The sequence below is a fragment of the Seohaeicola saemankumensis genome, from assembly GCF_042678485.1.
Classification (GTDB): Bacteria; Pseudomonadota; Alphaproteobacteria; order Rhodobacterales; family Rhodobacteraceae; genus Seohaeicola; species Seohaeicola saemankumensis.
The window spans coordinates 1-13751 of record NZ_JBHTKR010000004.1; the positions used below are offsets into that span (position 1 = coordinate 1).

The 13751-nt window shown below is 62.3% G+C and carries 13 protein-coding genes; 4 read left to right on the forward strand and 9 right to left on the reverse strand.

The features are described from left to right. Positions 1-203: 203 nt before the first annotated feature. Positions 204-380: a hypothetical protein gene (locus tag ACFQ3C_RS09740; RefSeq protein WP_380791162.1), complete on the reverse strand. Its 177-nt coding sequence runs from the start codon at positions 378-380 to the stop codon at positions 204-206. A gap of 271 nt (positions 381-651) precedes the next feature. Here ACFQ3C_RS09740 and ACFQ3C_RS09745 point away from each other — a divergent pair, with 271 nt between their 5' ends. The 4 genes from ACFQ3C_RS09745 (at position 652) to ACFQ3C_RS09760 (ending at position 6037) form a co-directional block, all read left to right on the forward strand. Then, a complete protein-coding gene (locus ACFQ3C_RS09745) occupies positions 652-1536 on the forward strand; it encodes a tyrosine-type recombinase/integrase (protein WP_380791164.1) in 885 nt (294 codons plus the stop codon). Between the two features lie 189 nt (positions 1537-1725). Continuing rightward, positions 1726-2451: an ABC transporter ATP-binding protein gene (locus ACFQ3C_RS09750; protein WP_380791166.1), complete on the forward strand. Its 726-nt coding sequence runs from the start codon at positions 1726-1728 to the stop codon at positions 2449-2451. After that, a complete protein-coding gene (locus tag ACFQ3C_RS09755; RefSeq protein ID WP_380791168.1) occupies positions 2451-4814 on the forward strand; it encodes an ABC transporter permease in 2364 nt (787 codons plus the stop codon). Before ACFQ3C_RS09750 ends, ACFQ3C_RS09755 begins: the two co-directional genes overlap by 1 nt. Before the next feature lie 2 nt (positions 4815-4816). Then, complete coding sequence (locus ACFQ3C_RS09760; RefSeq protein ID WP_380791170.1) at positions 4817-6037, forward strand: efflux RND transporter periplasmic adaptor subunit; 1221 nt, start codon at positions 4817-4819, stop codon at positions 6035-6037. Here ACFQ3C_RS09760 and ACFQ3C_RS09765 read toward each other — a convergent pair. The 8 genes from ACFQ3C_RS09765 to ACFQ3C_RS09800 all read right to left on the reverse strand — a co-directional run bounded on the left by ACFQ3C_RS09765 (position 6034) and on the right by ACFQ3C_RS09800 (position 13656). Further along, the gene (locus ACFQ3C_RS09765) at positions 6034-6936 is read right to left on the reverse strand and encodes a LysR family transcriptional regulator (protein WP_380791172.1); all 903 of its coding nucleotides are present in this window, start codon (positions 6934-6936) and stop codon (positions 6034-6036) included. The two genes, ACFQ3C_RS09760 and ACFQ3C_RS09765, sit on opposite strands and share 4 nt — an antisense overlap. Positions 6937-6993: 57 nt before the next feature. Further along, positions 6994-7794 carry a hypothetical protein gene (locus ACFQ3C_RS09770; RefSeq protein ID WP_380791174.1) on the reverse strand — a complete coding sequence of 267 codons (801 nt, stop codon included), beginning with the start codon at positions 7792-7794 and terminating at the stop codon, positions 6994-6996. After that, on the reverse strand, positions 7791-9104 hold the full coding sequence (locus tag ACFQ3C_RS09775) for an amidase (protein WP_380791176.1): 1314 nt from the start codon (positions 9102-9104) through the stop codon (positions 7791-7793). The genes ACFQ3C_RS09770 and ACFQ3C_RS09775 overlap by 4 nt, the downstream gene beginning before the upstream one ends. A 14-nt stretch (positions 9105-9118) precedes the next feature. Beyond that, on the reverse strand, positions 9119-9811 hold the full coding sequence (locus ACFQ3C_RS09780) for a DUF2848 domain-containing protein (RefSeq protein WP_380791178.1): 693 nt from the start codon (positions 9809-9811) through the stop codon (positions 9119-9121). Positions 9812-9853: 42 nt separating this feature from the next. Further along, the gene (locus tag ACFQ3C_RS09785; RefSeq protein WP_380791180.1) at positions 9854-11131 is read right to left on the reverse strand and encodes a TRAP transporter large permease; all 1278 of its coding nucleotides are present in this window, start codon (positions 11129-11131) and stop codon (positions 9854-9856) included. Beyond that, complete coding sequence (locus ACFQ3C_RS09790) at positions 11128-11706, reverse strand: TRAP transporter small permease subunit (RefSeq protein WP_380791182.1); 579 nt, start codon at positions 11704-11706, stop codon at positions 11128-11130. Before ACFQ3C_RS09790 ends, ACFQ3C_RS09785 begins: the two co-directional genes overlap by 4 nt. Before the next feature lie 28 nt (positions 11707-11734). Next, complete coding sequence (locus ACFQ3C_RS09795; protein WP_380791184.1) at positions 11735-12793, reverse strand: TRAP transporter substrate-binding protein; 1059 nt, start codon at positions 12791-12793, stop codon at positions 11735-11737. Positions 12794-12858: 65 nt separating this feature from the next. Continuing rightward, on the reverse strand, positions 12859-13656 hold the full coding sequence (locus ACFQ3C_RS09800) for a putative hydro-lyase (RefSeq protein WP_380791186.1): 798 nt from the start codon (positions 13654-13656) through the stop codon (positions 12859-12861). Positions 13657-13751 lie beyond the last annotated feature (95 nt).

A 13751-nucleotide genomic window follows, 5' to 3' on the forward strand; every position in this document is an offset into this window, starting at 1 on the left:
GACAACATCGTGTCCGCTGGTATCTTCTTCTCGTTCTGATCCAGAACAAGCAGTTGAACAAGGAAGGGCAGGTCTTCGGACCTGCCCTTTTCTTTTGCGCCTAACGTGGCGCGATGCGGGAATCGCGTTTGACCAACCGCACATGGCGGTCTGACCCCGGCGCGTAATCCGGATAGCTGAACGACTTTGGATGCGGGGGCCGGTCAAGCCGCCGCAGGATTGTCGGCCTGACCATTCAGGCGAAATCGCCAGTTTTTCCTTGGTTTTGCTGTGAAAGCGCCGGGTCCTGCCCCGCCTTGCGTTGTTGCAATTATGCAACCCATTTCCGCCAGATGCGCGTCCTTCAAAACATTTTCCAAGAATTCGAGGTCAAAACGCATACAGGTCTTTTTCAAATGGGCCTGCATGCTCCCATTGCAGGCCACAACTCTAGATTTATTAAAACCTCCTGGCTCATGACGGAAATAAATGAAAATTATGTTGATCTTCGAATCGGAAAAGCATGGTGTAAAATTGATGATTTCTTAGTCTCTTTAAGGTATAGTTCTTAGTGGCCCTGATAAATGCGCGGGCTGGCATAAAAGTTTCCATAGCGGAGTGTCAGGGATGTTTTGGAGGAAGAAGTTTGAAGACGCCGCAATTGCGGTAACGATGGATGAATTTTTCTTCCAACACTATTTGCCAAATGCGCTTGCCACCAAGAAAAGAGGCCCAGATGATCGCTTGACCTATTCCAAGCATCTCGCCAAAAGCTTTGGCTCTCTTCCATTGAGCGACATCTCATCCCGTGCCGTCAACGAATGGCGCAACAAGCAGATCGCCAAGGGGCTGAAGAACTCCACAATCAACAAACACATAGATTTTCTTATGAATATCATCAAGTTAGCCTATGTTTGGGGGCATGTGGACGATCAGCTTCACATCAAGATCAATATCCGGAAATTACCCGTTGGAAATTATACACAAAAGTTTCTGAATGAAACAGAAATACGAAATCTATTAAACGGGTGCAAAAGAAGCCCGCATCCCTATTTATATCTTGCGGTAAAGTTACTTCTTCTGACCGGCGCACGCGTTGGCGAGCTGAGAAACGCAAGATGGTCGGACATAGATGAACACAAGCGTATCTGGATCGTGCCTGTTTCCAAAAACGGCCGCTCAAGAGAGATATTTTTGAGCGCAGAATCACTGGATACCCTTGCCACCGTACGCAGAGAATCGGTTGCTCTTGGTACGGCACACCTGGCCGACGGATATGTTTTCACTAATCCACGAACGGAAACCAAATACGACAGCTTTTATGCTGCCTGGTATAAGGTTGTCAGATCCGAAGGATTGGAAGATGTCAGAATACATGACTTGAGACATACATATGCGAGCATCCTGATTAATAACGAAGTCAGCATCTATGAAGTCCAGCGCCTTCTGGGTCATTCAAATGTGACCATGACACAGCGGTATGCGCATTTGCTGCGGAGCAAACTTCACGAAAAAACGGAACTCGTGTCAAAGGCCATCGAAAACCCGTGGAATTAGCACAGGCGGTCACATGTCGGCGCAGTCGCATCAGGCATGGATCGGGCAGGGTTGAATCCTGCCGCGGTCACCAGACATCAACATACCCATGACGCGGATCATCTGACACGGCCGGACGTTGTTCGGTCCTGCATCCGGCTTTGCGGCAGATCAATCCGAAGGCTTGCCAGGTCGTGCTAGGGTTGTGGCATGTTGACCACCGCGCGCACACGATCACCCGTTCTGTCAACCGAAGCGATCACCAAGGTCTATCGCTCCGGCCCGGTGGCCGTGCATGCGCTGGCGGGCGTCTCTGTCAGCCTGTTCGAGGCGGAAGTCGTCGTGCTGCTGGGGGCGTCGGGATCGGGCAAATCCACGCTGCTGAACATCCTGGGCGGCCTTGATCAGCCCACATCGGGCCGGGTTCTGTTCCGCGATCAGGACCTGAGCGCGATGGAAGATGCCGCCCTGACAGAGTTTCGCCGCAAGCATGTGGGCTTTGTCTTTCAGTTCTACAATCTGGTCCCAAGCCTGACCGCGCGTGAAAACGTGGCCCTTGTCACTGAAATCGCAGGCGATCCCATGCCCCCCGAAGAGGCGTTGGACCGTGTCGGCCTGACCGCCCGCATGGATCACTTTCCGTCCGAACTATCGGGGGGCGAACAGCAGCGCGTCGCCATTGCCCGCGCCATTGCAAAGCGGCCCGACATTCTGCTCTGCGACGAGCCGACCGGCGCGCTGGATAGCAAGACCGGCATCACCGTTCTTGAGGCGCTGATCAGCGTCAACCGCGACCTTGGCACCACGACCGCGCTGATCACGCATAATGTCGAAATCCGCCGCATCGCCCATCGTGTGATCTACATGGCCGATGGCCGGATCACCAAGGTCGAGGAAAACAGCGCCCCCATCGCACCATCCGAGGTCAGCTGGTGATGCGCGCGCTGGATCGCAAGGTGTTGCGCGACCTGCGCGGGATCTGGGCCCAATGTCTGGCCATAGCCCTGGTGCTGGCCTGCGGCGTGATGGTCATGGTCCTGTCGACCGGAACACAGCGTTCACTGACCGAAACACGCGACACCTTTTACGAACGTCATCGCTTTGCCGATGTCTTCGCAGGCGCGACCCGCGCGCCGCGCGGCCTGCTGTCCGAGATCGCGGCCATCGATGGAGTGGCCCAGGTCGAGGCGCGGATCGTCTTTACCGCGATGGTGGATCTGGAAGGCATGGTGGAACCTGCATCGGCCCGGGTGATTTCCCTGCCGGCGCTGGGGGGGCCGGCGCTGAACCTGCCGCTGCTGCGGGCGGGCCGGTTGCCCGACCCGCTGCAACCGGACGAAGTCGCGCTATCTGAACCATTTGCCCAGGCCAACGGGCTTCGACCGGGCGACAGGTTCCGGGCTGTGCTGAACGGGCGCCTGCGCGACCTGGTCGTGACCGGGCACCTGCTGTCACCGGAATACATCTACACGCTGGGGCCTGCCGCGATGATGCCCGATGACAGGCATTACGGCCTGATCTGGATGCGCGAACCGGCCGCTGCCGCCGCGACCGATCTGGACGGCGCCTTCAACGATCTGGCCCTCAGCCTGTCCCGCGGGGCGCATCAGGCCGCAGTCATTGCCGCCATTGATCGCCTGCTGGCCCCTTACGGCGGCACGGGGGCTTATGGCCGCGACCGGCAGATGTCGCATGTCTTCATCGAGGGCGAACTGAGCCAGCTTGGCGCGATGGCCCGCGTGTTGCCGCCCATCTTCCTGATCGTCTCGGCCTTTCTGGTCAACATGGTGCTGGGGCGGCTTATCGCGCTGGAACGGCGGCAGATCGGGCTTCTGAAAGCCATTGGCTATCCGATCCGGTCCATCGTGATCCATTACCTCAAGATGACCATCGGTATCGGGTTCGCGGGCACACTCATCGGTTGGGGCATGGGCTGGTGGCTGGGTCACCAGATGACAGCGCTATATACCGAATATTTCCGGTTTCCCTGGCTGGATTACACGCCAGGCGCCGCGCCGATGGTGATCTCTGGCGCGGCGGCCATGGGGGCTGTCGTTCTGGGGGCCCTGCGCGCGGTACTGGCCGCAGTCCGGCTGGCGCCTGCCGTGGCCATGGCCCCGCCGGCGCCACCGGTCTACAGGCGCGGCTGGGCGGATGCGCTGGGGCACGTACTTGGCCTGCGTCAGACCACGATGATGATCGTGAGGTCGTTGACACGCTGGCCCGGACGCGCCGCCGTGACCCTGTTCGGTGTCGCGGGTTCAGTCGCCGTGCTGATCGTATCCTTCGTGACCTTCGACATCATCGACCTTGTGATGGAGGATATCTTCGACCGCACCAACCGCCAGCATGCAACGGTGATCCTTCATCAACCCGTCAAGGAGCGGGCCGAGCTGGATGCCCTGTCGCTGCCCGGCGTGCTGCACGCCGAAGGCGTCCATGTCGCGCCGGTCAGGATCAGACATGGACAGGCATCGAAACTGGTGAGCCTCACAGCGCAGGATCCCGGCGCCGACCTGACCCGCCTGCTGGACCCCGACGGCACACGGATCCCCTTGCCGGACAGCGGCGTAGCCCTGCCTGAATCGCTGGCCGACCACCTGGGGCTGGTTCCCGGCGAAACGGTACAGATCGAATTGCTGGCCCCACCGCGCCAGCCCTGGGATGTCACGGTCACAAGCGTCTTTCGTCAAAGCATGGGGCAGGACATCCTGATGCGGCGCGATGTCTTCTTCGCCCTGATGAACGAAACACCGCAGGTCAACATGCTGCATCTGGCCATCGACCCGGCCGCCCTGCCCGCGCTGCAGGCCCAGGTCAAGCAGACCCCGGCAATCACGGGATTTACCCTCTGGGAAGATGTGCGATCCTCGATGGAGGAGACGATGAACGAAAGCCTGATCACGATGACCATCATATTCTCGGTTCTGGGAATGCTGATCACCATCGGCGTTGTCTATAATGCGGCCCGCATCCAGCTGGCAGAACGCGCGCATGAATTGGCAAGTCTGCGTGTGCTTGGCTTTCGACGGGCCGAGGTGGGCTATGTCCTGATTGCCGAACAGATGCTGCTCACGCTGATTGCCGTGCCTGTGGGCTGGCTGCTGGGCTACTGGTTCGCGGTCCTGATGACACAGGGGTTTTCGACTGACATCATCAGCCTGCCCATGGTCATATCCCAAGCCACCTATGCTCAGGCCGCCTTGACGGCATTGGCGACCGCTTTCGTGTCCGTCCTGATGGTCCGGCGCAGACTGGACAGGATCGACATCGTGACGGCCCTCAAGCAGAAGGAATGAACATGACGCGCTACATCAGACTGATCCTTGGTGCCATCGCGGCGCTGGCCGTGATCGGTGGCCTGTTCTGGGCGCTGCTGCCGCAACCCGTGCCGGTCGATCTGGTCAAGGCGCGCATTGCGCCGATGGAGGTGACCGTCACCGCCGAGGGCATGACCCGGATCCGCGAACCCTGGCAGGTGACCGCCCCTGTCACCGGAAATACCACCCGGTCGCCCGTGGAAACAGGCGATCACGTGACGGCAGGCGAAACCATCGTGGCCGTGATCCAGCCCGCCGAGCCTGCCTTTCTGGACGCCCGCGCCCGCCGCCTGGCCGAGGCCGCCGTGACCGAGGCCGAAGCGGCCGTGAAGCTGGCCGAGGCGCAGCTGGAACGCGCCGATGTCGAACTGATCCATTTCGAGGCGGAACTGGAACGCAACAAGACCCTGGCCCAACGCGGCACGGTGTCCGTCACCATGCTGGAGAACAGCGCGCAGGCTGCGGCTTCGGCACGGGCCGCGCGACAGGCCGCTCAGGCCGAACTGGAGCTGACCCGCGCAACCCTGGACAGGGCGCGCGCGCAACTGATGGGGCCGGAAGCACCCGAGGCCGGGGGCGCAATATCAGAGTGCTGCATCCGTCTGACCGCCCCGGTTTCAGGCACGGTCCTTGATGTGGCGGATCAGAACGCGCGGCTGGTGCAGGCCGGTGCGCCGCTTCTGAGTATTGGCGATCTGGACGATCTGGAAATCGAGGTCGATCTGCTGTCAGCCGATACGATCGGCATCGCGCCCGGCACCCGCGCCCATGTCGAACGGTGGGGCGGCGAGGGCGTGATCGAAGCGGAAGTGCGCCGTATCGACCCTTCGGCCTTCACCCGCATCTCTGCCCTGGGGATCGAAGAGCAGCGTGTGCGCCTGCTGCTGGATATCACATCGCCGCCCGAAAACCGTGCCGGGCTGGGCGACCGTTACCGCGTCTATGTGCGGATCGTCGTCTGGTCGGCACAGGATGTGTTGCAGGTTCCACGCGCGGCCCTGTTCCGCCAGGACGGGCAATGGGCGCTGTTCGTCGCACAGGACGACCGCGCGGCGATCCGCATCGTCGAAACAGGTCGCATGACGGCCGATTGGGTGCAGATCATCTCGGGCATCGCGGATGGCGAAAGTGTCGTTGCCTATCCCGGTTCGCGGGTCGACGCCGGGGTCCGCTTGACCGCACGCACCGTTGGGGCCGACTAGGCCGGGCGCGGCGTCTCGTTCCAGCTGCCTGCCATGCGGGCCGCGATCTCGACCACCAGTTCGACCGCCAGAGTGTCGGGGCTTTCCAGCCAGCTGGCGCAGAAGGCCAGCGGCGGGATCGTCACCTCGGTCTGGATCCGTTCCAACGTGCCGTCGCGCAGCTCTTTCTCGACCAATTCATGGGGAATGACGGCAATCCCGATCCCCTCGGTTGCCAGATGCACTACCGTGGCCATGGATGCGCTGGCATGCAGGTTGATCGGCGGCAGGTAGGGCCGGTTGAACAGGGATTTGACATGCTCGTAGGGCTGCGTCTTGCGGGCGAAGGTGATCAGCGGAAATTGCGCGAGGTCGCTGACATCCGCCGGGTTGGGCACTTTCAGCAAAGGGCTTGCGATAAAACCCACGGGGTATTCGCACAACAACCTGTTGCGTAGCAGCGGCGCAGACAGGGGGCCAAGCAGGAAAGCGATATCAACCTCCTGCGCCAGCAGGCGCGCCCGCAACGAGGGCGAGATATCCACCTCGATCTCGATCGACAGGTTCGGGTAGATGCGGTGCACTTCCTTGATGAAATCAGGCAGCCAGGTGTGCACGATGGTTTCTGCCACGCCCAGCCGGATCACGCCCCGCACGGCCTCGGCATCGCGCAGGCTAGCCAGCATCTCGGCACGCATCGCCAGGATCTTTTCCGCATAGACCAGCAATTGCCGCCCGCGCAGCGTGGGCGCCACATTGCGGCTTTCGCGGGTCAGGAGTTTTGCGCCCACCTCGGCTTCAAGCTGGGCAATGCGATGGGAAATGGCGGGCTGGGTCGTGTTCAGCTTTTGCGCCGCACCCCGGAAACTGCCCAGGGCCGCGACCCAGAGAAACGTCTCCAACCCTTTGAAATCTACCATGACTGCGATCCGATCCCTGACAGCGCCAGTCCAGCCAGCATCGCGCGGCACCGCATGTCAAGCCTGACCCGGCCGTGAACGCCCGGCCACCTGGGTCATGACCAGCGTCACCATGACCGATGCCGCAAGGGCCAGTGCAAAGGCCAGCCCCGCAGGCAGAAGCCCGGCAAGCAGCGCAAGACCAAGGCAGAATACCGCAAGGCTGCTCAGCCCACCCAGCCCGGCATATGCAGTCTGGCCCGCGAACCGGCCGCCATGATCCAGGTGCAGCGATACGGCGATGACAGTGAAGCCGACCGGAAAGGCCATCAGGGCCCCGGACAAACCGGCCCCCAGAACCGCCGCGCCCAAGGTAACCGCCCCGACCAGCACCCCGGCCAACAGCCCCCGCAACACCAGCAGGCCCCAACGGGTGCCTGCCGCCCGTGCAACCGGACCCGCAACCCAGCGTCTTCCAATCCTGCGCGCCGCCAGTGTCACGGCCGCGAAAAGCACCGCGCCAGTCAGCGGGTCATGCGGCAGAAAGGCAAAGGGCAGGGCCAGCACCAGCCAGGCCAGCCCTGCAGCCGCCACCGACAGGAATGGCCCGGAAGCCACAGACATGGCAACGAAGACCAGCAGAAACACCTGCGTGGCCGCCAGCGAAAACAGGGCGCCAGCCGCAGCAGAGGCGACAAATGCGGCGGGTTGATCCAGCAACATGAAGCCCAGGCCAGGCGCCAGCACGATCGGCAAGCCCACGACGACACCGCCGATGCGCGGCCCCAACCGGACCGAGACCCAGGAAATCGCGATCACGACAAAGGCCGTGCCCACCATCCGGGCGATGAATTCGGCCCAGATCGACGGATCGGTCACGACTGCAACAGGGCCTCGCAATGTTGGGCGATATCCAGAACCTGCCAATCCTGCCCACCCGGCGCAAAGATCATCAGGCCGGTCGCAAGACGTTGCGCGCGCTGCATCGGAACCGTGGCGGCACAACCATCAAGAAAGTTGACCAGTGACGGGTTACGCAGCATCAGCGCGTTCAACCGGTCGAAATCGGCATCGACCTCTGCAATCGCGGGCGCAACGGTCGGCACGGTGGGCAACAGGAAGGCATCAATACCATACGCAAGCGTATGGAACGCGGCCATGGCCCGCGCCCGGTGCGCCAGCTTGTCCGCGTAGTCCGATGCGGCAAAGCCTGTTGCAGACATGATGCGTTGCAGGACACGCGGATCACCCTGCGTTTTCAACCCGTCAAGGTGATGGGCATGGATGGCATGCGCCTCGGTCGCCACCACGATTCGGTTGACGTCGCCGTAACCTTCGATTTCTGGCAGTTCTGCCTCGATCACCTCGTGACCGGCGGCGCGCAGGACCGTCAGCGCTGCGGCGAAATCCGCCGTGACCTGTGCATCCAGTCCCGACATCAACGGACCTTGCAGCACGGCAAGGCGCAGCGGCCTGTTGGCGGGCTGCTGTTGTGGCGCGGCAGTGCCGGACAGTACCCCATGGACAGCGGCACATGTCGCGATCCGCAAGGCCAGCGGGCCGATGCTGTCAAAGGTCTGGGACAGCGGAAAGGCCCCTTCCAGAGGCACGGTGGCCTGTGTCGGCTTGAACCCGGCCAAACCGTTCAATGCAGCCGGAATGCGTACGGAACCACCCGTATCCGTGCCAAGGGCCACATCCGCCAGACCCAGCGCCACGGAAACAGCCGCGCCCGAACTGGACCCGCCCGAGATCCGCGAAGGGTCGCGCGCATTGCCGGGATTGCCGGAATGCGGGTTCAGACCAACGCCCGAATAGGCGAATTCCGACATCGTGGTGCGCCCGCAGGGCACCGCGCCCGCCGCCTTCAGCCGGGCGACGACAGGCGCATCGGCCTTGGCCGGGGCCGCCGCGCGCAGGATTTTCGATCCGGCCGCGGTAACCTGACCTGCCTCGTCGAACAGATCCTTGATCGAGATCAGCAGGCCCGCCAGCGGACCCGCGCGGCGTGTGGCATCGGCATCCAGATCGCGCGCCGCCTGCATGATGCGGGCGGAATCATATTGCATGTAGATCCGCGACATGACGGACATCGGCATGTCCATGGCCCGGTCGATGGCGTGACGTGCGTGATCCTCGGCGCGATAGGTGATCCGTCCGCATGGGGACGTCAGCGGGGAAATGTTCATGGGACTCCTGATGATCAAGCGATGACGGGTAGGCTGACCATATGGTAGTCATGTTCGATGCGCCGGCCCAGCCTGTTGTCGGTCATTTCCATGCGAAAGGCATTTGCAGGCCGCACACCGCCTGAAAGCACGGCGAAGGTGCCACACATCATCGCGGTTCCCGGCTGCAAGCGCCCTGCGCCCTGCGACGCGGGCGATCCGGCCAGCAATTCGGACAGCGGACGGATCGAGGCCAGTGTACCATCCTGATAAGGCACCCATTCGCCCGCTTCATGGATGAAGGACCGGATGCGGATCTCGTCCAGATGTCCCGCGACATCGTCGAAATCCCACAGCACGGGCGCCATTGGCTTGGGGCATATCTGCTTGGAATGAGCGACGGAATAGGCCTCAAGCTTGCGGTCGGTATGATCCGACCCAAGCCCCAGATAAAGCCGGGTGCCGTCGTCGATCAACGTCGGCTCCGCCTCGCCCGAGGATGTGTCATCCAGACACTGAATTCGGGCGGCGGTGGTAAACATCAGGTCCGACACGCGATAGTAAAGCGGCACGGTCGAAGGCGCGGGCACGCCGATCTCGGCCAGTTCCGCGATATGATGGTTGACCGCATCGGCGTTGCGCCCGGTCCAGCCTGCGATGACACCTTGGCTGATCTCGATCTCGACCGGCCCGTGGCCTGCCCGTTCAAAGGTTACGCGGTTGCCCATTGTCTTGGTCTTCTCCGTTCTTGAGTGGTGGTGTGCCGCGCCTCAGGCCGGTGCGAAAAGCAGCGCGGTGGACGGAAAGGCGATCAAGAGGCCCACCATCACCAGCATCACGAAGACGAAGGGGATCGCCCCCAGCATCACATCGCTCAGCCGGCCTTCCTTGCGCGCGCCCTGCACCACGTAGAGGTTCAGGCCCACAGGCGGGGTGATCAGCGCCATTTCGATCAGCACGATCAGCAGGATGCCGAACCAGACCTTGTCAAAGCCAAGGCCGATCACGATAGGCACCACGATCGGAATGGTCGCGATCATCAGGGCCAGCGTCTCGATGAAGAAACCCAGCAGGATATACATCAGCACGATCATCAGCAGCATGCCGTAGGGACCAAGCCCCAGCCCCTCCAGAAAGCCCGACAGCGCGCGGTTCAGGCCGGTTGCACCCAACGCGAAGTTCAGGAAATAGGCGCCGACGATGACGAACATCACCATGGATGTGGTGCGGATCGTGCCCAGAAGCGCCGCGCGCATGTTGGTCCAGGTGACAGCGCCATAGAAGGCGGCGATGCCCAGCGCCATGACCACGCCGATGGCGGCAGCCTCGGTCGGGGTGGCCCAGCCGGTGTAGATCGACCCGATGATGATGGCGAAAACCAAAAGGACCGGGATCAGATGCGGCAGGCCAGCCATGCGTTCGGCCCAGGTGAAGCTGCGGCTTGGCCCGCCCCATTCCGGCTTGATCGTGCACAGGATCGCCGTGATGATCATGAAACCCAGCGCCATGAGCAACCCCGGCACGATCCCGGCCATGAACAGTTGCGGCACGGATGTCTGTGTCAGAAAGCCATAGACGATCAGGTTGATCGAGGGCGGCAGCAGGATGCCCAGCGCACCGCCTGCGGCAATTGCCCCGGCGAACAGCCGTTGGTCATAGCCCTGCTTGCGCGCTTGCGGCATCGCCACGGTGGCGACAGTGGCCGCCGTGGCGACGGACGACCCCGAGGTCGCGGAAAACATCGTGGCCGTGCCGATATTGGCATGCACCAGACCGCCGGGCAGCCAGGAAAACCAGGTGTCCAGCGTGGCATAGGTGCGTTCCGCGATACCCGCGCGCACCAGGATCTCGCCCAGCAGCACGAAAAGCGGGATCGCGATCAGCAGGAAACTGTCGGAGGAGGAATAGACCATCTGCCCCAGCCCGCGCATCAGCGGCATGGGCGAGAAGAAAGCATCAAGGCCGAAGCCAAGGATGAAAAGCGCCGCCCCCACCGGCACCGACAGCGCCAGCAGAACGGCCAGGCCGATCGAGACATACCAGATCATTGCACTTCTCCCGTCTCGACCGGGATCGAGGCAATCTGTTCCACCATGTCCCAGCGCCGCAGCAAGGACAGGATCACCGTCGCCGCCAGTAACAGCGCCGAGGTCAGCGTCAGCCAGACCCAACCGCCGAACCAGATGATCTGTGGCATCCACAAGGGTATGCCCAGCGGCGTGTTCGAGCGCGACCCGCGCGCCACGGACTTGGCCAGAACGTCATAGGCATAGCTGGCCACAAGAACCGCCACCAGCAGGACGGATGCCATGGCGATCACATCCATCACCGCGCGCCCGCCGACCGGAAGCCGCGCATGCACAAGGTCGATACGCACATGCGCCCGCTCGACCAGGGCATAGGAAAAGCCCCATGTCGCAATCGCGGCCATGATGTAACCTGAAAGTTCATCTGCGCCGCCCAGATGCAGCGCCGGAAACTGCCGGCCCAGCACCTCGACGATGATGAGGGCGACCGCCCCCACCAGCACCATGCCGCAGAGCAGGGCAATCCACCTGTTGGCCGTCCTCAGACCATTGACGAGCGTCATCACCCGCGTGGCCAGTCTGTCCGAACCTGTCATATTGCCCTGCTCCTTTTCATGAACCGCTTCAGTTGGCGATGCTGACGCCCAGCGCCGCGCCGACACTGGCATTCCAGCGTTCGGCCCAGTCGCCACCGGCGCGCTCTGCCCAATCTGGCAGGATCTTCTGTTCCAGCACCTCGACCGCGCGGGCCTTGTCGGCATCGCTCAGTTCGACCAGCGTCATGGACGCGGCAGCACCGGCGGCGCATTCGCCAGATCCGGTCAGGCAGGCAATATCGCGGGCCAGTGCGCCTGCGGCATCATCCCATGCCGGATCCTCGAAGCCGGTCTTGACCTGCTCGGTCAGGAAAGCCTGCACGGCGGGGTCCATCGCGTTCCAGGCATCCAGGTTTACCGCCGTGATGACCGGATCCCAGCCGCCCAGCGGCAGGTTCACCAGATGGGTCGAGGATTCGAACCAGCCCGAGGAATAGCCCGAACCGGCACCCGTCACGGCGCAATCGATCACGCCACGCTCCAGCGCGCCGGGCACTTCGGAAAAGGCCATGGTGATCCCCTCGGCGCCCAGCGCCTCGAGGAACAGCGTGGTCATGCGACCCGAGCCACGGATCTTCTTGCCGCCCAGATCATCAAGGCTTGCGATCTCTGCATTGCAGAAGACGACCTGCGGCGGATAGGGCGCGATGGCCAGCATATGTGCATTGAAACGGTCACGCATGATATCGGCGACCATCGGCTTGGCCGCGGCCACCATCTTGCGCGCGCTGTCGGCATCCGTCGCCAGCAGCGGCACATCAAGACCTTCCAGTTCAGGCGCATCGGCCACGGTATAGTCACCAACAGTCATGCCCACTTCGAACACGCCGTCGCCCAGCATGCGGAACACGTCACCGCCGGACACACCCATCTGGTTGAAGGTGGTCATGTTGACCGTGATCTTGCCGCCCGAGGCTGCAGGCACGGTTTCTTCCCAGAAGACGCGCTCGAACTTCTGATAGAGCGGCAGGCTGCTCCAGCTGCCGACAACGGACAGGGTGGTTTCGGGCAGATCCTGTGCCGAGGCAGCCATGGCCATCGGCAGCAAGGCGGCCGAAGCCAGGAAAGTGCGGAATACGGGTGTCATCAGTGGTCTCCTTGTTGCATTTGAAGTCTTGTCTTTGTGATTGGATGGATCACCCCGGGGCGGGGTCACCCATCGGTCGGAAGATCGGTCACCAGCATGTGGCCGGGTTCGTGCATGATTGCGATCTCGGGCTTTGCCGTCCTGATGGCCGATTGCGGGGTCACCCCGCAGGCCCAGAAAACCGGCACGTCGCCAGCGTTCAGGATAGGCGCATCACCGAATTCAGGCGCATTGATATCCTTGATCCCGATGGCCGCAGGATCGCCGAAATGCACCGGTGCACCATGGGCCTGCGGCATCTGCGCCGACAGAACCATGGCACGGATCGCATCGACGGTCGAAAAACCGCGCATCGACACGACCATCGGCCCGCCGAAAGGGCCAGCCGCATGGGTCTGGATATCGGTCACATACATGGGCACATTGCGCCCCGCGTCGATATGCCGGACAGGAATGCGCGCCTGCAGCAGCGCGGTTTCAAAGGAAAACGAGCACCCGATCACGAAGGTCACGAAATCATCGCGCCACAGATCACCGATATCGGTCAGGCATTCGGCGGGATCGCCATTGCGGAACACCCGGTAGCGCGGCACGTCGGTGCGGATATCTATCCCCTCGCCCAGCATGGGCAGGGCAGGATCGCCCGGCTCGGACACGCCCAGAATCGGCGCAGGCTTGGGATTGACCACGCAGAACCGCAGGAAATCAGCGGCCAGGTCACGCGGCAGGATCACCACATTCCCCTGCTGGTATCCCTTGGCGTGCCCGCTGGTTGGCGCGGCAAAGCGACCTTCGCGGCAGGCCAGCCGCAGCGCCGCGGCCGTCTCGAACGGGGATGTCGGGGGTACGGGCGTATCAAGCATGGTCGTTTTGTCCTTGTCACCTACAGCAGGCCGCCCGGCAGTCAGCCCGGCAGTCAGTTCTGCAACCCCAGTAAGCCCCAGAGACAAAAATTAGT